Annotated in this window: 20 protein-coding genes; 12 read left to right on the top strand and 8 right to left on the bottom strand. The window is 45.5% G+C overall.

Going from position 1 to position 21,110, the window contains the following annotated elements; all coding sequences use genetic code 11:
* The first annotated feature begins 51 nt into the window (after positions 1–51).
* A complete protein-coding gene (locus BMZ56_RS23445) occupies positions 52–297 on the top strand; it encodes a hypothetical protein (protein WP_143073010.1) in 246 nt (81 codons plus the stop codon).
* A gap of 88 nt (positions 298–385) precedes the next feature.
* Here BMZ56_RS23445 and BMZ56_RS23450 read toward each other — a convergent pair whose 3' ends face one another.
* The 5 genes from BMZ56_RS23450 to BMZ56_RS23470 form a co-directional block, all read right to left on the bottom strand.
* Entirely contained in the window at positions 386–838 is a 453-nt protein-coding gene (locus BMZ56_RS23450) for an RES family NAD+ phosphorylase (protein WP_090631743.1), read from the bottom strand.
* 3 nt (positions 839–841) lie between these two features.
* Positions 842–1,282 (bottom strand): Xre family toxin-antitoxin system antitoxin, encoded by a 441-nt coding sequence (locus BMZ56_RS23455; RefSeq protein WP_090631745.1) that lies wholly within the window; start codon positions 1,280–1,282, stop codon positions 842–844.
* A gap of 79 nt (positions 1,283–1,361) precedes the next feature.
* Complete coding sequence (locus BMZ56_RS23460) at positions 1,362–1,667, bottom strand: MerR family transcriptional regulator (protein ID WP_090631748.1); 306 nt, start codon at positions 1,665–1,667, stop codon at positions 1,362–1,364.
* A gap of 139 nt (positions 1,668–1,806) precedes the next feature.
* On the bottom strand, positions 1,807–2,145 hold the full coding sequence (locus tag BMZ56_RS23465; RefSeq protein WP_090631751.1) for a helix-turn-helix domain-containing protein: 339 nt from the start codon (positions 2,143–2,145) through the stop codon (positions 1,807–1,809).
* A gap of 149 nt (positions 2,146–2,294) precedes the next feature.
* On the bottom strand, positions 2,295–3,095 hold the full coding sequence (locus BMZ56_RS23470; RefSeq protein ID WP_090631753.1) for a rhomboid family intramembrane serine protease: 801 nt from the start codon (positions 3,093–3,095) through the stop codon (positions 2,295–2,297).
* A gap of 102 nt (positions 3,096–3,197) precedes the next feature.
* On the opposite strand from BMZ56_RS23470, the gene BMZ56_RS23475 reads away from it, so the two are divergent.
* The 7 genes from BMZ56_RS23475 to BMZ56_RS23505 all read left to right on the top strand — a co-directional run bounded on the left by BMZ56_RS23475 (position 3,198) and on the right by BMZ56_RS23505 (position 9,028).
* A complete protein-coding gene (locus BMZ56_RS23475; protein WP_090631756.1) occupies positions 3,198–5,354 on the top strand; it encodes a peptidase domain-containing ABC transporter in 2,157 nt (718 codons plus the stop codon).
* Positions 5,317–6,351, top strand: coding sequence for a helix-turn-helix transcriptional regulator (locus BMZ56_RS23480; RefSeq protein WP_177195286.1), 1,035 nt, complete (start codon positions 5,317–5,319; stop codon positions 6,349–6,351). Before BMZ56_RS23475 ends, BMZ56_RS23480 begins: the two co-directional genes overlap by 38 nt.
* Positions 6,352–6,424: 73 nt before the next feature.
* On the top strand, positions 6,425–6,733 hold the full coding sequence (locus BMZ56_RS23485; RefSeq protein ID WP_090631760.1) for a hypothetical protein: 309 nt from the start codon (positions 6,425–6,427) through the stop codon (positions 6,731–6,733).
* Positions 6,726–7,136: a putative toxin-antitoxin system toxin component, PIN family gene (locus BMZ56_RS23490; RefSeq protein ID WP_177195287.1), complete on the top strand. Its 411-nt coding sequence runs from the start codon at positions 6,726–6,728 to the stop codon at positions 7,134–7,136. Before BMZ56_RS23485 ends, BMZ56_RS23490 begins: the two co-directional genes overlap by 8 nt.
* A gap of 22 nt (positions 7,137–7,158) precedes the next feature.
* A complete protein-coding gene (vapB, locus tag BMZ56_RS23495) occupies positions 7,159–7,368 on the top strand; it encodes a type II toxin-antitoxin system VapB family antitoxin (RefSeq protein WP_090631826.1) in 210 nt (69 codons plus the stop codon).
* 202 nt (positions 7,369–7,570) lie between these two features.
* Positions 7,571–8,506: a hypothetical protein gene (locus BMZ56_RS23500; RefSeq protein ID WP_090631766.1), complete on the top strand. Its 936-nt coding sequence runs from the start codon at positions 7,571–7,573 to the stop codon at positions 8,504–8,506.
* Positions 8,507–8,614: 108 nt separating this feature from the next.
* Positions 8,615–9,028 carry a hypothetical protein gene (locus tag BMZ56_RS23505; RefSeq protein ID WP_090631768.1) on the top strand — a complete coding sequence of 138 codons (414 nt, stop codon included), beginning with the start codon at positions 8,615–8,617 and terminating at the stop codon, positions 9,026–9,028.
* Positions 9,029–9,096: 68 nt separating this feature from the next.
* Here the strand turns inward: BMZ56_RS23505 and BMZ56_RS23510 are convergent, their stop codons facing one another.
* From BMZ56_RS23510 to BMZ56_RS23520, 3 genes are read right to left on the bottom strand one after another with little or no spacing between them, the layout of a single operon-like run.
* Positions 9,097–10,374 (bottom strand): TlpA family protein disulfide reductase, encoded by a 1,278-nt coding sequence (locus BMZ56_RS23510; RefSeq protein WP_090631771.1) that lies wholly within the window; start codon positions 10,372–10,374, stop codon positions 9,097–9,099.
* A gap of 12 nt (positions 10,375–10,386) precedes the next feature.
* Positions 10,387–11,748: a RagB/SusD family nutrient uptake outer membrane protein gene (locus BMZ56_RS23515; protein ID WP_090631773.1), complete on the bottom strand. Its 1,362-nt coding sequence runs from the start codon at positions 11,746–11,748 to the stop codon at positions 10,387–10,389.
* Positions 11,749–11,779: 31 nt separating this feature from the next.
* Complete coding sequence (locus tag BMZ56_RS23520) at positions 11,780–14,857, bottom strand: SusC/RagA family TonB-linked outer membrane protein (RefSeq protein WP_090631776.1); 3,078 nt, start codon at positions 14,855–14,857, stop codon at positions 11,780–11,782.
* A 762-nt stretch (positions 14,858–15,619) separates the two neighbouring features.
* Here BMZ56_RS23520 and BMZ56_RS26205 point away from each other — a divergent pair.
* The 4 genes from BMZ56_RS26205 to BMZ56_RS23540 all read left to right on the top strand — a co-directional run bounded on the left by BMZ56_RS26205 (position 15,620) and on the right by BMZ56_RS23540 (position 20,937).
* Positions 15,620–15,850: a helix-turn-helix domain-containing protein gene (locus BMZ56_RS26205; protein WP_090631779.1), complete on the top strand. Its 231-nt coding sequence runs from the start codon at positions 15,620–15,622 to the stop codon at positions 15,848–15,850.
* 36 nt (positions 15,851–15,886) lie between these two features.
* Positions 15,887–16,108: a helix-turn-helix domain-containing protein gene (locus BMZ56_RS23530; RefSeq protein ID WP_090631781.1), complete on the top strand. Its 222-nt coding sequence runs from the start codon at positions 15,887–15,889 to the stop codon at positions 16,106–16,108.
* 539 nt (positions 16,109–16,647) lie between these two features.
* Positions 16,648–18,450, top strand: a complete 1,803-nt coding sequence (locus BMZ56_RS23535) for an AAA family ATPase (RefSeq protein WP_090631785.1) — start codon at positions 16,648–16,650, stop codon at positions 18,448–18,450.
* 141 nt (positions 18,451–18,591) lie between these two features.
* A complete protein-coding gene (locus tag BMZ56_RS23540) occupies positions 18,592–20,937 on the top strand; it encodes an nSTAND3 domain-containing NTPase (protein ID WP_090631788.1) in 2,346 nt (781 codons plus the stop codon).
* The last annotated feature ends 173 nt before the right edge of the window (positions 20,938–21,110 follow it).

The raw sequence follows: 21,110 nt of genomic DNA on the forward strand, positions 1-21,110 counted from the left end.
TTGTTTTACTTCTATTCATTTGATCGTTCGTGCTACCGGTATGCGATGATCATGGAGGCAAACGTAATACACCAAACCCCAAAAAACCAGCGGGTTGGAACGGTTGACGGGGTATTGACGGGGTTCTATCGGGAAATTGACGGGAAGGTGAAGGGATGTGACGGGACAGCGCGGAAGCTGCGGGGTTGTGACTTCCGTAAATCGGACCAACTTCCGGTCAATGTTGCGCTTCCTCCCGCCGGTATGCGGGAGTTATCCGTTGTTTATCCGTGTGCGATCCGTGCAAACCCCGCATGACGCACGGATGGCACGCGGATGGTCAGCACATTAAACTGGAAGAAAAGCAGTATCAAAGCCGGGAAAAGGGCAGGGAAAAACGGGCAGGTCAAAACAATCGGCCGTCCCACTCGAAGTCTTCGACCGATGATAAGGAAACTTTAAGGGAAAAGTCGGGATGTGTTGTATTAATCAGGAAATTATGTTCCCAGGGAATCGAAGCAGAAGGTACTTTAAGCAACAGGGAACTTTTCTGCTGGTACCACCGCGAACCTATTTCCTGTAATGCCGGGTATTGGCTGACCGATCGCCAATTTGCCGGTAAACTTGCCAGTTGGATTTCAGTGACATCACTTTGGTCAACCGCTAAATCGATGAACAGTAATTTATAACTGGTATTCAGGTTTATCGCACTGCGATGGGCAACCAGCTCAAGCGTTGACAGCGCAATGGATCCTCCTGTATAAACAATGAATTCGTCCTCTCTGTTCCATCGATTGGCTACTCCTGATGCCGTCAATCTCCCGGCATATCTGGCTCGTCTGATGTTGTACACGATCATCGGTCAGACATTCTCCCCATATTCCAACGCTGTCAACCGATTATCAATGAACTTTATGCCTGAAACGGTCGTCAAAAAAGAATACGGAGCTTCATTGTCCAACAAGCGGTTTTTTTCCGTAAGCCAGTGCTCAAAATCAGCGGTATTACCGAATACCTCCACTCCGTGTTTGTACAAAGAGAGCAGCAGAACGATGTGCTCTTTTACATTTCCTTTCAGCACCACATCCGTATTTTGCTTGTAGTTCCGATACGTTCGGGGCGTAATGTTCAACCAATCCGAGAGCACACTGTCATTCAAGCCGATTATGCTGTCCAAGAGCATGACAAGTTCGTGATTTGATTTGTTGTTTATGGTGTAAAAATAAATCCCGGAAAAATCGCTCACCGGTGGAATCCCGGCAATTATCCGCTCCTGCTTCCTATCTAATGTCCCTGTAACCATACGATCTTACCATCCTTTCCCGGTAAAGGTACGGAATATTTTATCTATGAAAAAGGAAATTTTTCCGAATCTGTTATTTTTATTCGATCCCGCGATAGCTTTTGCGCAGACGTTCTACATCTTCATCCCGGAAATATTTTTTGCCTTTAGCCCGTTTGGCCACTTCAATTTCACCGCGCTGCTGGCAACGAAGCAATGTACTTTCGCTGATGCCCACACGTTCGCACGTATATCCGGCATCGCGGAGCACCGGTTCCGGATCCGGGACAGGGGTCTTTTCGACCGGATAGTCCGGCACTAATTTCAGACAACAATCGGCAATCACGCCTAATTTTTCATCGATGGAAACCAGGTAGGCTTCGCAGCGTTCAAGTTGCTCTAACATAGGAGATACGTTAAAGCCAGCGCCAGCTCGCCGGACTCCGGAAACGAATCCGGGCGTAAAACCGCTCTTACCCGCAGATCATCCGTTTCTCCAAAAATGGGGATGGCTTGGTTAAAATAAAAAATTAGTTCATACGTAGTTAAGATTCCTCTTCGGCAGATTTGTTACGCTTGCGACGGTACCACCAATGCCGGATACGCACCCAGAGCAAACCAAAAATTGTTGTACCCAGCACACGGTTCGGCACCGTCTCCGGGAAAAACCGGTTGACCGGCGTATCCAATGCTTTACCCAATTTGAAAAGTGTTCCGGTTCCAGGCAGGGATTTGCCACTTTCGATCTGCGTGATGGCGGGTTGCGAACGACCGATGGCTTTTGCCAGCTGATCTTGGGTCATTCCCTTTTTTAGCCGCGCCTTCATGATACGGGCTCCCAATTCAAATTTGTATTTCTCAAAATTCATACCACCTAGGTCCATACCGGCCAACTGCCATTAAAATATAACTGTAGTTTATATAAACAACTACATATTAGGTATTTACATCAAAAATACACAGTTTCACCCCCGTCTTCCGATGGAGGAAGGCCTTAAATCCAAAACATATGTATTCAAAAACCATTCATTCTTCAATCTTGGAAATCCCCCAGGGGATGAACCGTTTGCCTGTCCATCACTCGGACGCTATAGAAGGCGGTAAACGCCGGGAAGGCGCTTTCCTCGGCCGTGCCATCATCGGCATGATCGGCGGCATGATCGTCCCCGGTGGGTTTATTATTGCTTTCTTCTGATGCAACGGAAAAATCTGCGTTTCGTATGATTTCAGTCATGGAAGCTGGCCTGATCAAAAAAGCCAGGAGGATACCTGCCAGTGCGCCGTACAGATGGATGGCGCCTGCAGGATCCTTTAGTAAGGCAAGGATGCCCAATGCGGCCAGTAATACCAATGCGATCCACAACGGCAAGACATCCGATGCGAATGCAGGCATTCCGGCTATGGGTTCTACAGGAAAATATATCAGGAAAAATAGCACGAGCGCCATGACCAACGCCGAAGCACCGGCAGACCAGTGCTTTCTTTGCTTCCTGTATTGGATTGCTGTGAGCATGCCTACAAACAAGGCGGCAAACAAAATGAAAAATAACAAGAGCAAGCGCCCATTGATTACGCCGAAGTCATCCACCAACATGTATTCAACCTCAGGCAACGCCAAGCATAGCAGCATGCTGTTAATCAGCAAATGCATTTCGTTGATATGTACAAATACCGATGTCAATATGGAACGTATCCTTCGCCCCCGGTAAATGGAATACGGATGCATGCGCCAGGTATCGAACAACCGTGGGTTCCGCAGTGCGGATATACTCACCGCGACAATGGCAGCAATGATCAAATAAGCCAACGGCGTATGATGCACAGGAGCAAACATAGACAACTATTTTAGGTCCGTTTAGGGACAATCGGCAGTTCAAACGATCACTAAAGTAATTAATTCCATTTCGGAATACCAAACCTCAATTGTAACAAACACATGACAACCATCCGCCAGCACGATCGCAGCGACTGCGGAGCGGCGTGCCTAGCCGGCATTGCCACTCACTATGGCAAATCCCTTTCGGTAGCCCATGTTCGGCTGCTGGCCGGTACAGATGCCACCGGAACCACGCTTTCCGACTTGCACCGGGCAGCGCTCAAATTGGGTTTCCAAGCCGAGTCTGTAGTTGGGGATTACGCCGGGCTGTCACAAGCCCCGCTTCCTGCCATCGTACACCTTGACCATGCCGATACCGGTGCCCATTTCGTGGTCATCGTCCGCGTGGGAAAACGCACCGTTACGCTGCTTGATCCGGCCGACGGGCACCGGCATCGCTGGCCGGTAGAACGTTTCAATAGCTATTGGAGTGGAGCCGCTCTCCTGCTTCTTCCCGGTCCGGGGTTTCTCATGGATGACTGTGCCCCTGCCCCTACCATCCGGCGGCGCATCGTTCAACTGCTGCTTCCGTACCGGCGCCGTCTCGCACGTGCGCTTTTGCTGGCGCTGCTCGTCACGGTACTCGCCATGGCTGGTGCATTATTCGTCGGCCTGCTCACCGACCGCATCATACCCTTCGGAAAAACAGACTCCCTGCATCGCATGGGTGTGCTCTTCGTACTCATCCTCCTGCTGCAGGTGGCCGCCAGCGCGGTTCGGAAATCCATCACACTGCATACGGCGCGGCTCCTAGACAGCAGGCTTTTACGCAGTTACATCACGCACCTGTTACAGCTTCCTCAATCTGTATTTAACAGCATGCAGCCCGGCGAGCTGCTTTCTCGCATGGGCGATGCCCTGCTGATCCGGCGCCTGGTCAACGACCTGCTGATCCAGTCGGGCGTACCGGCACTTTCACTGGTGGCGGTGCTGCTCATAGCGCTTGTACGCCACCCCTTGCTGGCGATCTGGCTGTTACTCAGCATCGGGGTATATGCAGGTATCTACGCGCTGGCTAACACCTTTCACCGCACCGTGCAGCACCGGCTACTGATTTCCGAAGCAGCGCTGGATGCCCGGTTCACCGAAACCTTCGCCGCCATCCATACCGTCAAGCAACTTGGCTCGGAACGATTGCATCGTACCCGCTTGGATGCACATACGCACGACTTCCTCTCTGCCGCGCATACCGCCGGCCGGGTGGGCCTATGGGCCGAGGAAGCGACCTCCCTCCTCGCCCAGGGCTTTTCACTGGCGCTGCTGTGGGGCGGGGGCACACTGGTGCTCAATGGCGGACTTTCGCTCGGCGAGCTGTTGGCTTTTTATACGCTCAGTGGTTATTTCAGCACGGCCGCGGCCCAGCTGATGCCGCTGGCCCGGCATGTGCAGGAGGCCCGCATCGCTGCGGAACGCCTTTTCGACCTGTGGGACATTCCGGCTACCGATCCACCTGGTGCCACGCGATTTACGCCCGAAGATATCTTTCCCGTTGTACTGGATGACGTGCATTTTACGTACCGTGACCGGGTTGAAACGCTACGCGGAATATCACTTACCCTCGCGCGGGGAACCCTCACCGTTATCCGTGGAGCCTCCGGCTCGGGCAAAAGCACCCTGATTTCGTTACTTCTGCGCCAATATGTTCCAACAACAGGACACATTCATCTGGGCATCCACCCACTGGAACTAATCGACCGGGAAACCTTGCATCGGCATATCGCGGTTGTGCCTCAACACACGCAGCTCATTGACGATTCCTTTGCGGCCAACATATGCCTGGGTGAAACACCCAATCCGGAAAAGCTGGAAACACTCTGCAACGAGCTCGGACTGCTGCCGCTCATCGGCACCTGGCCTAAGGGACTTGACACACCCATCGGACCCGATGGGTGCCTGCTCAGTGGTGGGCAACGCCAGCTCGTCGCACTTGCCCGGGCGCTTTATCGGCAGCCTAAGTTGCTACTACTGGATGAAGCCACTGCGGCATTGGACCCTGCTACCGAAGCCCGAGTACACCGCCTCCTGATGCGCCGGAAAGCTACCGGCATGACCATCCTATGGATCTGCCACAAGGAAAACAGCCTGCCATTTGCAGACGTCGTATATCAATTGGAAGATGGCCGGCTCCTTCCTTCCACATACCGCACCACGGGTACAGCCGCCACCGCCATACCGGACCATGGCGTGGCGGCCAGGGCCCAACCTCCCGGCGCCTAATCTTGAAAACACCATGCTTCCCGCCATCCAGGTAGCCGATGATCATGCCCGCGTCCGGGACGAAGCCACCCTCGCAGCGATACGGACAGAATGCCGCTATCAGCTGCCGGGGGCCATACCGGATGTCTGGAAACGCCCGGACTGGCAGGTGGTGGAGCAGGCCTTCGACCTACCGGACGTTTATGTGAGCTATATCGAAGTACGGACCTACGCGGCTTCCACATGCATCCCCATCCAATGCCCCCGGTATGATCTCTATTGGTTGTATCTGGTGCGTGGCGCAATGGATATTACCACACCGGACACAAGGAAAGCCCTGGTAACAACAACGGAAAAACACTACCGGGTGAGCTACCTCCCCGCAGGCCGGTATGCGTGCAGCTTCGGCGAAGGCACGCATCACATTTTTTATGTAGTGCACAAGCCGAAGGCATTGTTCCGTGAAGAAAGCCCGGAGCTAGGCATGGAGGCTACGGTCATCAGCGCCGTGAAAACCCGGCTTGCCGTGCATGCCGCCAGCTACGAACTTTCCATGCAGGATGGCTCAGCAGCGTCTATCCTTCGGTTTCTGCGTGCACCCGGAAATACGTATCTCAGGCGCAGCCAATCTATTATGCACCTCTCGCTTGAACTGGTGTTCATCGCCCACCAAACCCTGCTCGGCCATGCCGAAGGAAAAGCCATCGGTGCCGAATGGGCTGAACAGCTAAAAGCATACATTAATCGATGCATTTTGGAGGGCACACCGATAACTGCCGACAGCGTTGCGGAACAATTCCGGATATCGGCCGTCTATGCCCGAAGGTTATTCAAAACACACCACGGTGAAACGATAGGCAGCTACATCACGCGGCAGAAGTTGGAACTGGCCGTACAGCTGTTGCAGGAAGGGGACCCGCCTGTCCGGGTAGCCCGTTATCTCGGCTGGACGCCTGCGCATTTCAGCCGGGCCTACCGCGCTAAATTCGGACACCCGCCGAGCCAGCGCCATTTATAAGTATACGAGATGCCCCAAATGCAGGTCGACTATTTATTGGAAATATCCATGTTGTTTGGTAACTTTGTGTATTATGGAGCGTATTGTATTAGAAGTAGATGGAAACATAGCCGCTAAGTGGAAGCAGGCTTCCGCAGAGAAGCGGAGTAAGGTTTTAGCCTTTCTCAACAATGCCCTTGACCTTATTGATGAGCCTACGGCCAATGGTGGCGTTAACAAGGGTTATGCCCTTCCCAGCGAACGGAAGATGCGTCGCCATGACGAGCGGGTACAAAGCAAAACGCCAGAATACCTGAAATTTCTAGACGAAATGGGGGAAATAGCTGCAAAGAACGGGCTAACGCAGCAAGCACTCGATGAATTGCTTGCTGAAGATGAATAAACCAATATTTGTCTTTGATTGCAATGCGCTGATCAGCGCACATCTCATCCCAAAATCCATTAGCCGAAAAGCTTTTGAAAAAGCAATGCAGGCTGGCATATTGGTTCGTTCTCCAACGACATTTTTAGAATTCTCGACACGGTTTGCACGCTCAAAGTTTGACAAATATCTCTCCTTAGAAAATCGACTGGCCATCGTCTCGGCATTTAAACAACAAAGCTTGCTTATCGAACCTACCGTAAGTATTAAAGCCGTTGACGATCCCGATGACGATAAATACCTCGAACTGGCTATTGCTTCAAATGCTGCCTGTATCGTATCAGGCGACAAACATTTGCTAAATTTACACCCGTTCGAGAACATTCCTATTCTGTCGACAGCTGATTTTTTTGATAAATTTTAAATTCCACATAAGCGAGAATGCTATGTCAGACGTGCAACTTTACACCAAACTATCCAGTCTTCCTTCTTCTTTGAAGAGCGAGGTTGCTGATTTTATTGATTTTCTTTTGTATAAATCAAAGGCTAAAGAAAAGAAAGAGAGATCCAGGATTGCGGGAAAAGCCAAAGGTTTAATTGTGATGAAATCTGATTTCGACGATCCCATACCCGGGTTTGAAGACTACACGAAATGAATCTCTTGCTGGATACCCATGCGCTGCTTTGGTATATAACCGATGCTTGAACCACCAATAACTCTTCTTAAACAAGAAAACGATTCCCTAAGCTACCCATAATCGGCACAGCAATTGGTGGCGCCAACGTATCAAATAAATCAACACTTTCCAGATCAAATAAATCAAAAGTACCCCTCTGCCCTGCCCTACTTTTGCTTTCATGAAAGAAGCAGAAGACACCCTTATTAAGGCAACAAACATTATCGCTAAAGCCGAAGCAATCCGGCCGGTTCCAGCCACCACACCGGAGATGATGGAGTACTACCGACAGCATCTCCAACTGAACCATAGCAATAAGGACCTACTGATCGGGGCCGGATTCGCCGTTCTTGGCCCCCGGCTCACCGCCGACCTGAATGCTGATCGTTTTACCATCCGGCTTTCCAACCCCATCTACACCAAGGGAGACGTGGCATACCTCACGCTGGCCAATGGAACCGTCAACTGGCGGTACGCCCATTCAGAAGTACGCTATGCGCGCTGTCCTACCGTGCGTGACCCGGTGTTGATGCAATGGTTGGATGGACTGTTTGCTGCCTTTTACCTCCAGGCCGAACTCCCCGAATCGCTGAACGGTGCGCTTGAAATGCTCGGCCCGTGGGACCGTGTACGTTGGGTGCGAACCAACTTATTTGAGGGCGGCCGCCCCGAGGAAACACTTTCGGAGGAAATCGATATGTGGGTGTATGATCTCCACTCGACCGAACGGTTAGAGATCTTCTTTCGCTGGATCTCCGAGGGGTTGGATAAAGACGAAAAGCATTTCCGCTACACCGTCTGTTGCGAAGGCGACGAAGACACCGTGTTCTACCTGCTCCGCTACCGCGAACGCGAAGCATTGGCCTTTCCGGCGGGAAAAGAGCAGCCCGTCCTCTACCTGGCCGCGGTGCTGAATAGCATACTGCAGCCCGACTACGAGCTGCGCCGCTTCCGCGACAAGAAGCTGGGCAAAGACGGTATACTGATGCCGATGACACCCAAGGATTGGGAAACCCTGTCTGGTATCTATGGCCCCATGGCCATCGAAGCCCGGTTTAGCCCGATTCATGGACACGTCAAAACAACTAAGGGAAGGAGGCCAACCATGGATCCCTGATAAACTGCCTACCCACGGAAAGCCCGTCCAGGACGGTTCCGCTGGAAACGAAAATTGGCCGTGGTGGGCCATTCAAAAAACTAACCAAACACAAAAACATCGTATAAGATGAAAGTATTTGAATTAACATCAGGCTTTATAGCCGCCGTAGTTATCGCACTAGGTGTATATAGCTACGTAAACGACACCAAGGTTGAGGAAGAACCCGTGGTAAAGAATCAGAAAGCGAATATTCAGGCCACCGAATGGTTTATTTACGATTCCGGTTCACCGTCAAACGAAACGCAAGCCACGACTCCTGGAAATTACCGTCCACTGGCGTCTGATGATCTGAGTGAACTTTGTGAAGGATCGGACGTTATTTGTGCGGTCAACGTGCCTGCACAACCCGCACCCAATCAAAACCTGCCGGATTTTACGGATATGGCTGCACAAAATACGGTTGCTGAAATCGAAAAGCACTTTGATGAGGAGAATGAAGATCCGATCAACACAAACCTGATCCGGCTAAAGCTGGAATAAGCCGAATGATTGATTGCTTTTTCAGAACCCGTGTACCGGCTTTGAAACCGGCACACGGGTTCCCTTTATCAACGATCGGTAATTATCAACCTATCCAGATTTCGGATCGTCTTTACCACCCTGAGGTTAAAAGGCTCTAATCGCTTGTTTAGCAGTCCTATTTCTTGCCAGAAATCTCCATTGCTTTCCAATGGTATATTAATATCTTCCGTTAGCCCACTTTCATCAATAGTCGGTATAGAAGATCCTTTATTCAGCACATCCACTAAATCAGCACTTGTGAAATGCGCGGGCATTGAATTTCTGGATATATCCACCTGCTGTTCTTTGAAGGGGAGATCCCTAATTCTGGTAAGCACGAAGCACTCCGTGGGTTGATTTTCGACCCGGCCGTTCAAGTCAAAATAGGTATTCAAATCTGCCAGCATAGCCTCCATCATGATCCGATTGTCCGTGTGCCCAGCCCATATCGATTCATAGCAAAAGGTATTTTTACGCAGCCAGCTCGCCTTATAATGTTTTGTTTTATCATATATCAGGCGACCCGTGTCGCTCACCTTGATGACGATCCGGTTGTCCGGTCCGATACCCTTCCCGCCGATTCCGCGGATGGCCTGCCGATACAGGCCAATGATCGGATAGTTAACCAATAACACCTGCTTCGAATTCTCACCGCGCAGGGTATCGAACATCGTCCGTGTCTTCACTCCGTCAAGGTGCGGCGTTATTGAACGGTATTGTACCTTAGTGGTTAGTACAGAATCATGCTGGTAGTGCTGAGGCAGCATCGGCTTACTGAAATCAAAGAAGCCTTCATTATTACCCACATATGGCCAATCAATGGCTTTACCGTTAATTGCTTTGGTCACATTTCTTTCATCGACGTATTGGCTGTCCGTAAACCCCATCACGGTGCCATCCGTATCAATCCATACCACAAAAGGCACCCCGACATGCGGAAAATACGCAGACAGCAAGGTATCTTCCACTACCGTTGGCAGCGAAACGGATTGCGTGTATTCATTTTTGGACCAAAATGCACTTATCATCCGGCGGTCCTGCCCGGTTACAGGCAAAATGAACAAATGATCGGCGTACTTACGCTGCAACGAATCCGATTTTGGGAACGACTTGATGCACGGAGCACACCAGGTTGACCAAAAATCCAGCATTAAGATCTTGCCTCTTACATCAGCGAGGTCAATTTTTCCACCTGCGTAGTTGAGCACATTGGAGAGTACGACATGCGGAAGGGTATCACCGATATGGAGTTGCCGCACCTGGGAAATCGAACGGTTTGCCAAACAGGCAAACGCTATTATCAAATAAATTGTATAATTTTTCATTTTATCGGTGTGTTAATTTTGCTGGATTCCGCTACGCTCAATCACATAGTTTGGTATAAGCAACACATACCCATCCGGTGGATCGAGCGAGTATGTACGACCTTCGATCTGACGCGTGGGGGTTATTGCATACTTTGGGTCGAGGGATAATCGCCGGATGTCGATCCAACGGCTATCCCTGAACAGCAGCTGTTTCCTTCGTTCTTCCAATATCGCCGTTATTGCCTCATCGGCCGTCAGGAATCGGAGCGGCTCAAATTTCCCGGTTTCCCACCTTGTGGCAAGCAAATGGTTTAAATCATCGGCCGCTTTTTCCAGCTGATTTTGGCGCGCATGGCATTCGGATCGGATAAGAAACATTTCGTCTGTAATTACCCCGGAAAACACGTAACCGTTCGAGGAAATTCCCCGTCCGTCGTAGTCCCCCTTAAATGCGATGCTGCTGTCCGGGTTGTGCACAAAAAATAAGCGGGATCTGATATCCCGTTTATCATAAAGCCTGTAAAGTGTGGTATCCACTTTCGCCCGGGAATTAATCAGGATACTCTGCCGGGTTGAACGCATCTGAAACAGAACTTCCTCGTTAAACTCTGGTATGGGTGCATTTGCAGTGGTATCGAGCAGGTTATAATCCAGCAGACGGTCGTAGCGCGACAGGCAGGAATCGGCATAATGCCCGGCTTTTTCATAGTCGCACATAGACAGGTAAACCTTTGAAAGCATACCGTATGCTGCCACCTTCGACGGCCTGCTTTCCAGTGAGGACCGTTCCGGCAGGAGCCGGATTGCCTGTTCAAGATCGTGGATGATCAATTCATAGGTATCAGACAGCGAAGCACGAACCGACTTTACGCTATAATCCGCTTGCGTATGCAACGGCAGGCCAAGGATGTTATCAGCCTGTTCGGCTTGGTAGGGCTTGGTAAACAATTGTGAGAGCGCAAAATACTGGATTGCACGCAGGAACAGCGCACTTCCCTTAACGGTTGTCATGGCCGCGGATTCCCACGGATCGGTGACAATGCGTTCAGCTTCTTCGAGAACAACATTAAGCGTATAAATATTCGTGTAGGGTCTTGACCAAAACTCGGCCGTGTTTTCATCGGGCTGCCAGATATAGAGGTTGCGTGTCATTTGGTTTGACAATGCCGCCCAGTGTTCCGTGGTAACAAAATAATCATCGGCCATGATGCCAAATGCATAGGGATAATTGCTATTAAACAAATTATAGTTATCCAGCATCAGTTGCAGATCGGATGCCGATGACGGTACCGCCATTTTTTTATCGGGTTTCAGGTCGAGGTAGCTGTTGCAGGAAGCTGCAAGCAAACTACCTGAAATCAGGGCATACATAAAGAGTTTATCGGTTTTCATACAAGCAGGTTTGAAACGATTAAAGGACGTTCTAAAAATCAAATGCTAAGCCAACGGCTATACTTTTGTTTGGCAGCAGCCCTTCGGGATATTCCGGGTCGATGCCTTTGTCATTGGCTTTCCATAACATTACATTCAGGTTACTCAGGTAACCGTACAAACGGAGGTTGGTTGCCAAACGCGGGATCGTGAAATCATAACTGAGGCGGATATCCGTGAAGCGTATGCTGGAACTGTTGATTACATTTATCTCTGCGTCGCCATAAAAGCTATCCCTGTTGACACTTGGGTTGGGATAAACCAGGGATGGAACGTCCGTATATTTCTCGTCGCCCGGTTTTTGCCACCTCTGTAGGTAATCAATATGGGGATCACCCGTTGCAAACAAGTTCCCATAGTTTACACTGCTCAACCTCGTATAATGGCCCATTCGCCAAGTAATATTGAACGAAAGAGCCAGCTGTTTATAGGTTAACGTGTTGATTATATTCCCGAAAAATGGCGGCAGTGCAGGCCCATGGATTACCTGTTCTTCACCGGGATTGCGAAGCAGCTCACGGTAATCTTTGCTTATTTCCCCACCCACATAACCCATTGGATCACCTGTTTCGGAATCCAGTCCGGCCCAGCGATGGCTTACCAACAGATACGGATTATATCCCACAAAGGGTGAAATCAACCCTCCGCTGCTCGTGTATCCCAGCATGCTGCGTTCCGTGAGGTAGCGGGTCACTTTGTAAGTTACATAATTGAAATTTGTGCTTAGATCCCAATGCACCGGCCTTCTTTTAAACATGCTAAACCGCAATTGCACATCCAACCCTTCGCCGTTAACGTGGGCAGAATTTGTGAGGAGCGAAGCGGTTCCCACCGTCGGATCCAGGGGTTCCATACCTAAAACGTCCGTTGATTTCTTGAAGTAGTATTCGATACTGCCCGACACGGAACCTTCCTTTTCCCTGAAGTCCAAAGCCATGTTTATCGTCCGTGTTTTTTCCCATCGAAGGTTTGGATTGGGTCGTTGGGATATAATCGCATACGGCAAGTTGGTCGGTTGCTCGTTTGCACTGCGGTATTCAATCGTGGTATATGCAGACATTCCGGTATTTACATTGCCGCCATAGCCGTATGTTGCCCGAAAAGCGAGATAAGGGAATGCTGAAATCCGATAGAACCGTTCTTTTGCGATATCCCATTTCACCCCCGCGGACCACAGGGGTACACCCCTTCTATTTGCTTTCACACCGAAGAGGTTGGAAGCATCCTTGCGTACGCTTGCCGTAACGTGGTAGGTGGTTCGAAATGAATATCCGGCATTGGCATATACGGAAATATACCGATTGGTAATATCCGAAAACCAGGCGTTATTGGGCACGAGTATATTTCCTGCAATCCCGGCAAATGTCGGCAATCTGTTTACGTAGTCGACATTGCTGGTTGTGAGCACATCGCTGTAACCGTATGTGCGGTACATGTTGGCCGCATTCATAGCCTGGCGTGCTTCGCCACCGGCAAATGCATTGATGCTGTGGAGCCGGTATGTGTTTTTAAAATTAAGCTGCCCCCTGATGCTATGGCTTTGGATACCGGTTGTTGTCAAATCCAATATCCCGTCGTTGGGCACGCCGTAGCGCATTTCGCCGCCATCGGGCACACTGAATAAATTAATAAGATTGCGTGCATAGAAATTCTCCCCGCTATAGTAGTCACGGTCTGTGCGTTGGGTTTGCTGATACTGATACCTCACATCTGCCACGAGAAAAGGGGCAATTTCGTAATTGACTGCCACATTGCCTGTCAGGGCGCGACTGCGCGACGAGCGATCCTGTGCGGCCATTTCATCAAGCGGGCGGTACTTCCAGTCGAGGAGCATTCCGTTACCTGCTGTATCGGTAAAAAGAGCGCGATAGTCGCGATCGATGGAGTTTGCGCTGCCATCTTCGTTCATAAGGGAATGGTAATTCGGCATGGTTCGGCTCCCGAACTTATAAGCAGCGCTGCCATAGCCCCCCAAACTGTTATTTATATCACGGTGTTCCGTGTAGCCCAGACCGATTTCCACGGTCAGCTTTTTATAAGGGCGATAAGTTGTTGTTGAACGTAAGCTAACGCGGTCATAGGTATTGCCTACCAGTTCCTCGATATTCTTATCAACCCCTGCCGATAGGTAGTAACTGATGTTGCCCGCACCTCCTGATATTCCCGCACTGTATTGCTGATTTACCGCCGGCCGGTTTATATATTTTTCGAAATCCCTGCGTGCGTCGTCTTCTGATAACCGCCCCAACTCAGCCATGGCCGCTTGTTCGCTTAATGTTCCATCGCGTTGGGCAGCCAATATTTCAACCACAGGGGTAAGTGCCGGAAAACCCGTCCGATCGGCTATCTGCGCATCGAAATACCCGTTGTCAAACAGGAACTTTTCCATTTCGATGATATCCTTCGGCCCCGGTTCAGGCCTGTCAAACAGGTTGGTTCTTTCCATTATTGTTACATTGGAGCTGAAATGCACACGCCCGGGTTTATTGAACGCACCTCTTTTAGTGGTGATGACAATGACGCCATTTGCTGCCCGTGCTCCCCAGATCGAAGAAGCCGCCGCATCCTTTAACACGGTGATGTTTTCCACATCATTCGGGTTTATATCTCCGATATCTCCTTCGTATGGAAAATTGTCGACCACAATCAGTGGTTCGGACATGTGCTGGGTGAGCGTATTCAATCCCCTGACCTGTATTCGTGGTTTGGCACCCCGCTTATCAAAAAGCATACTGTTTGTGATGCCATCAAGGCGTTCAAGCAGGTTGGTGCTTATGCTACGGTTCAACAATTCGTTATCAATTAGTACAAAACTACCTGTTGCTCGCTCCTTGGGTAGTCGCTGGTAGCCCGTATTTACCTGGACCTCTTCGATTGTTATCGTATCCCGGACGTTGGAAGTTGTGTCAGTGCCCGGAGGCACAGCCCCGGAATGATCCGGGGACTGTGCGCGGGCTTCCAAACACATGATCGTTGCTACAGCCAATAGGCTGATATATTGTATATAAGCGTATTTAAGTTTATGTTTGGAAAGGGCATACCCCTCCCCTATGCGTAAATTTAATTTCATTCAGCATTGGTAATTAAAGGTTTAAGAAAAATTTATTTTCGTAAACCGACCGCCAAGCCGAAGAAATTTTACGCGATTATTTGCAGGTATAAGAAAAAGCGACTACTTTTAGCGTTGACATTATATACCGAAAATAGACACCTTCTCCAACCTGAGCTAAAAACGGGTTTTCCATTCAGCATTGGGGTCGGTAGCAGTCCGAGGAATTTGGGCCATTTTATTGGCCGCGCTTTGGATTTTAGCCATTTTGGCTGTATATCTCCTTGCTCCACGGGCTGTTTATCGTCGGTTTCTTATTCGGGATTTTTTTTGACGTTCTTTAAGATTGATTGTCGAGGTTTGGGTTGTACCCGTTTGCTATCGCAAATCGCGATGTCAAACGCAAGTGGCTTGCGGCGATAATAAACTGGCGGTTTGGTATTGCTCGTTTTCATAAACATTTTGATCAAAATGAACGAGCAAGCTAAAGGCGGGAAACTGTATCCTACTGACAATCCAGGGACTAGCAGCCCTCAACGCAATATTCAACAGATCCCGCCTAAAGATTGTGCAAATTTACACAATATCTTTAGACGTGGATTAAACCTGTTGCCTCGCGTTGATTTTTGAAGTTTTGCTAGTCTTCGGATTGTTTGCCGAGGCTCGTTCAACTCACGCTCTATCTATATCAGTAGACGTAGTTATCGTATTTCATGTCAATCCTTGATCGACAAAGCAAATATAAAAACTAAGTATATACTAAGCAAGTGTTTTTGAAAAAATATGCCGAAAACAAAAATCGAATGGTTAATTGCTCGAAATGTTCGGACAATTAGAAAGGCAAAAAAGAAGACGCAACGAGATATCGCTTCTTGTTTAAATGTTTCTGCGGGGTACATTGGCCAGATTGAAACAGAAGACTCGGCGAGCATGTATTCCTTTGATAATTTAAATGAGCTAGCAAAGTATCTTGGATGTAGCATGCGGGATTTTATGCCCGAGAATCCTTTATAATCTAAAAGGCCAAAGCGCAGCAATGGTAAGGAAGTTATGCCTAATTATAAAATTAACCGGATATCAGAAGTTTTAGAGGAAAAAGGAATAAAGAATAATGACCTAATTGGTCATCTGAAAGTCAAGAAAGAGACTGTTTCTAGGTGGGTTAATAATAAACAACAACCCACTTTGAACACGCTTAACGATATCGCCAAATTTCTTAAAGTGGACATAAGAGAATTACTCCATCAAAGTGAGTGGGTGAAGAATAAATAGACATAGTTTTTAAGGGAAAAAATGTGAAGGTGATGGAAGTGTGGCCTATTTAAAAATTAAATCAACTTAAATGATTTGGAAAGAAATTAAGCAGCAAATCGAGAAAGAATACAATAACTGTAATCGGGGACTCTCTAGCTTAAAGACCAAGGTTAAGAGGATTAGACAGCATTGAGCAATTACTTCTAAATGAATAAATTAAAACCAAACATATTTTTAGGAAAGGGAAATCAAAAAGTAGAGCAAGAGCTATCCAAAATCACAAAAAAACGGTACAGAAAACATCTAACACAATTTATCCCGCTATAAATGAGGACTCATCCCGATTAATTCTAACGCCTAGAAGAAATATGAGTAAAATTTGGCCGTCATAGATAGTAATCCACAATAAATTATAAACCGATTATCCAAGAAACCTAGCTAATGAAACTAAGCCCTTTACACCTTTTTGTAAAAGCTAAAGCTTTTAATGAAACCCGCAGTGAGGTCTGAGCAAAGTTGCGTAGGTTATGAATTAATCATAAACAACTTATTATTCAATGAAATTATATTCGTTAAAAATATCAGGTTACAAGAGACTCAAAGAAATAAAGGTGCTCTTTGGAGACGCAACATTTCTTATCGGCCAAAACAACTGCGGAAAAAGCTCGGTGATCAAAGCTGTTGAGATATTATTATCCGCAAAAAAACAAATTACAAGTGCTGAATATCATTCAATAGTTGACGAGGAAACTAATGAGGTAAAAGTTGATATTAATACGGTATTACTCGAGGCTGAATTTAGAAATTTACCCAAACAGTCGAAAACTTGGAGAGGCTTTAAGGGTAGAATTTTCGAATATGATATTCCGGACGGAAGCGAAGAAACAGGTCTATCTGTTATTTATAGAAAGACATATGAACTAGGAAAAGATGTTGTAATTGAATTTAAGTCGAAAGTAAGAACCTTAAAGGGTGAATACGCCAATTGTAAAAAACCGACAGATTACATTGACAAGGGGTTACATCAGGAAATTATCGAGGAATATTTCCCCGACTTAGATTCTAATATTGGAAAAAGTAAAGTCGCTCTTGAAAAATTAGAATTAATAGATGAATTATGGGAAATTTCCGATGAGGAAACGTGGTTCCAAAATCCTGGTGGCATCCCGGGAAATGTCTTAAAGATGCTGCCTAGATTTCTGTTAATCCCTGTCGATGTTGGACTGCATGAAATTCAAGGATCAGGCAATGGAGTTTTAAGTACGACATTGGGAGAATTATTTCATACAGTCAGAGAGAGTTCAGATCATTTTAAAAATGCTCAAATTCATTTAAATAATCTTGCCAAACAATTAGACCCTCAGGATGGTGATTCTGAATTTGGAAAGATGATGACCGATCTTAATAACGTTTTGTCTACCGTATTTCCCGAGTCTAAATTACATGCAACCACGAGCTTGAGCGACCCCACAAATCTTAAACCTACATTCAACGTAGAAATGTCAAGCAATATAAAAACAGCAGTTGCCGACCAAGGAACTGGTATGATTAGAGCAGCTGTTTTTGGCATGTTAAGATATAGGCAATTATGGTTATCGAAAAGAGAAGATGAGCATGCTCGTTCGCTAATAATTTGTTTTGAAGAACCAGAAACATATTTACATCCCAGTGCCGCCAATCAAATGAGAGAAGCAATTTATGAGTTGAGTTCACATAACTCTCAAATTATAGCGTCGACACATTCTCCATACATCATTGATTTATCCCGTAAACCAAAACAGGTCCTTAATAGATTATATAATTGCGGAAACCATGTTGAATGTGACACATTCAATGTTAGTGAAAATTTTAAAGCACTCCAAGCCGACGATAAAGATTATGTGAAAATGATATTAAAAATTGACAGTTATATCGCAAGAATATTTTTCACAAAATATGTAGTGATAATTGAAGGAGATACAGAAGACATTTTAATAAAGGAAACTTTAAAAAAATTAAGCAAAGCCGAATATTTCAAGATTTTATCTGATTTTGAGATCATTAAGGCAAGAGGCAAGGCTGCCATCATTGGATTAGTCAAATATTTAACTTCTATGGGAATCAAACCTATTGTAGTACATGACTCAGACGCGGAAGAACCCAATGCGGCCAAGTATAACCAACCAATACAAGATGCCTTAGATGGAAACGGGAGAATTGTAACCATGGATAACAATGTAGAGGAAGTATTAGAATATGAAGCCAACTACGAAAAGCCATATCAAGCTTTCAAGAAAACTATTGAATGGGGTGATAATTGGGAAGAAATACCCGAGAGATGGAAAATTAAAATGCAAGAAATTTTCGGCGAGTACATATAGATTTCTCCAAACTTGTTGTTTTAAAATAAGCTTACTTTACCTTTATTTAGGTAAACTAATTATAATGCGTCTTGACAAGAAGGAACCTCATATTTTTCAAGGATATTGCAGCAAGTATTAACTTTTACGTTATATCGTCAAATGAATTATCATCTTGAAGTATTAAATGACAAAGAGTTCGAACAACTTTCCAAGGACCTGCTTGAAAAGGTATTAGGTATTCCTCTGCAAAATTTTAAGACGGGAAAGGATGGTGGAATAGATTTGAGATACTCATCGCACATTCAAAATGACATTATAATTCAGGCTAAGGCATATACAAAGTCTAATTATGCAAACTTAAGGGCTACGATGAATAAGGAGAAAGTAAAAATGAACAAGCTTTCACCTTCTCCCAAAAGATATATTTTGACCACAACTTGTGCCCTTTCTCCAAAGGAAGTCGATGAAATTATGGTTATAATGAATCCATATATCTTATCAACACAAGATATATACGGACGGGATAGAATAGAATCTTTAATCAGTGGTCATCACGACATCGAAAAGAAATACTATAAGCTTTGGCTGACTAGCACAAATATTTTAGAAACTATATTACATAACGGACAAAGATCCCAATCGGAGTTTTTTAGGGATAAAGTCCTCAAAAAAGCCAGTATCTATGTACCTACTAAGAATCTTCAAGATGCTATTGACAAACTCAATGAGAACAAATTTGTAATCATCTCAGGCGAACCTGGAGTAGGAAAGACCACTATTGCTTACATTTTAATATGTGATTTGTTGAGTAATGGATACGAATTAATTAATATTGACGACAAGATAAGTGATGCATTAAACTTACTTTCGCTTAACCCTGATATTAAGCAAGTTTTCTTTTTTGATGACTTTTTAGGAGCCAATATCAATGAAATATTAAATCCAAAGAATACCGAAAGCAAGATTATAAATTTTATTGAGCAGATCGAGTCATCTAAGAATAAATTTTTAATTCTAACTTCAAGAACCACTATTCTTAATCAAGCAAAGGATAATTACGAACATTTCGCTCGTCAAAAATTTGACAGGAGATCGAAATATGAACTCAGGTTAAATGAGTATTCACTATTAAACAAAGCAAAAATTGTATATAATCACCTATATTTCAATGATATTTCGAAACAGTTTAAAAGCAGCTTTTTCGAAAACAAAAATTATCTAAAAATTGTTGAACACAAGAATTATTTTCCTCGCTTAATAGAATTTATCACCAGTCAACATAATTACGATCCAGACTATTACAAATCTGTCGATGAGTTTATTTTTAAAAACCTAGCCAATCCTACTGAAATATGGAAAGTCGCCTTTGAACGTCAACTCGAAGACGAAGATAGGTTCCTCTTGTTTACACTATTTTCATTTGCACAGCCGCGTGTACGTCATGAAATACTCGAACATGCCTTTGACAGCCGCTATCGATACGAAATAAAGGAAAACGGTATTCAAAAAAAAATAGATCCGTTTAATAGAGCGTTAAAAAAGACACTCGGCAGCTTTATCACATCGGTAAAAGTAAGGGATGGCGTCAACGAGTATCAGTTATTGAATCCTTCCATTGCAGACTTTCTATTGAATTATATAAGGGATAGTACGGAAGAACGAAATAGGATTTTATTCTCGATAGGCGATATAGACCAGTTGACTGGCTATTTTGATATAGAAAGGAAAGACAAAATAGTCCTTACAAGAGATTTCTTAAAATCATACTATCCTGTTTTTATCAATTGCCTACATAACATTAATAACAAAGAACTTAGTTTTGCTATTCTCAATATTCTATATTGCTTCGACAAATTCTTCAACCCCAAGATAATTAACGACCATTCAGCATTCCTAACCTATTTCCAAAAGCTAATAAAATCTGAATACAAAGATTATATTTCATCAAGTCGATTCATAACAATCCTAGAAAACATTCCGAACAACTATCCAAACGAAATAAAAGAATTAGTGATTTCTAATTGGAGTAAACTGATGTTGTCCATAATTAAAAATGCCTATGGAACAGAAGATTTGGCAAGTTTAGAAAACCTACATGAATTATATTCCATGGATTTAGCTAAAAGCATTGAAAATGAGAAAATAAACGAAGAGATCGGAATAAAAATAAATTCTTTATTTGACGATTATGTAAAAGATTATGAAGTTGTTGTTTCTGAGAGCGATGTATTAAATACATATCATGATTCAGATGAAACATATACTCGATTTTACATTGAAGACAAATATTGGGATTCATATTCGTCTTTCTTCTTTGATTGTGGCTTAAATGACTACTATGATAATTTTAATCATGAATTGGACATTAACTCCGAAGAGATACTAGATAAGATACTGAAAAACTATAGTTACGAAGAAGACGATTATCGATCAGAGGCCATAGTTGACGAAGACTATTCACGCGAAGACGAGATAAAAATGATTGAAGATTTATTCGAAGAATAAGGTTGCGCGACGCTTAGATTAAGGTTACTTCATCTCGATGATAAAAATCGATGCAAATAAATCCACTATATATAAACTACCCGTTGTGCGGTTTGAGGAAGTTATAGTTTATGGCAGTTAAATTAACAAATAAGTTGTGCACTATACTGAAATTCAGTATATTAGAAAAGTTT

The organism is Parapedobacter indicus (assembly GCF_900113765.1).
Classification (GTDB): domain Bacteria; phylum Bacteroidota; class Bacteroidia; order Sphingobacteriales; family Sphingobacteriaceae; genus Parapedobacter; species Parapedobacter indicus.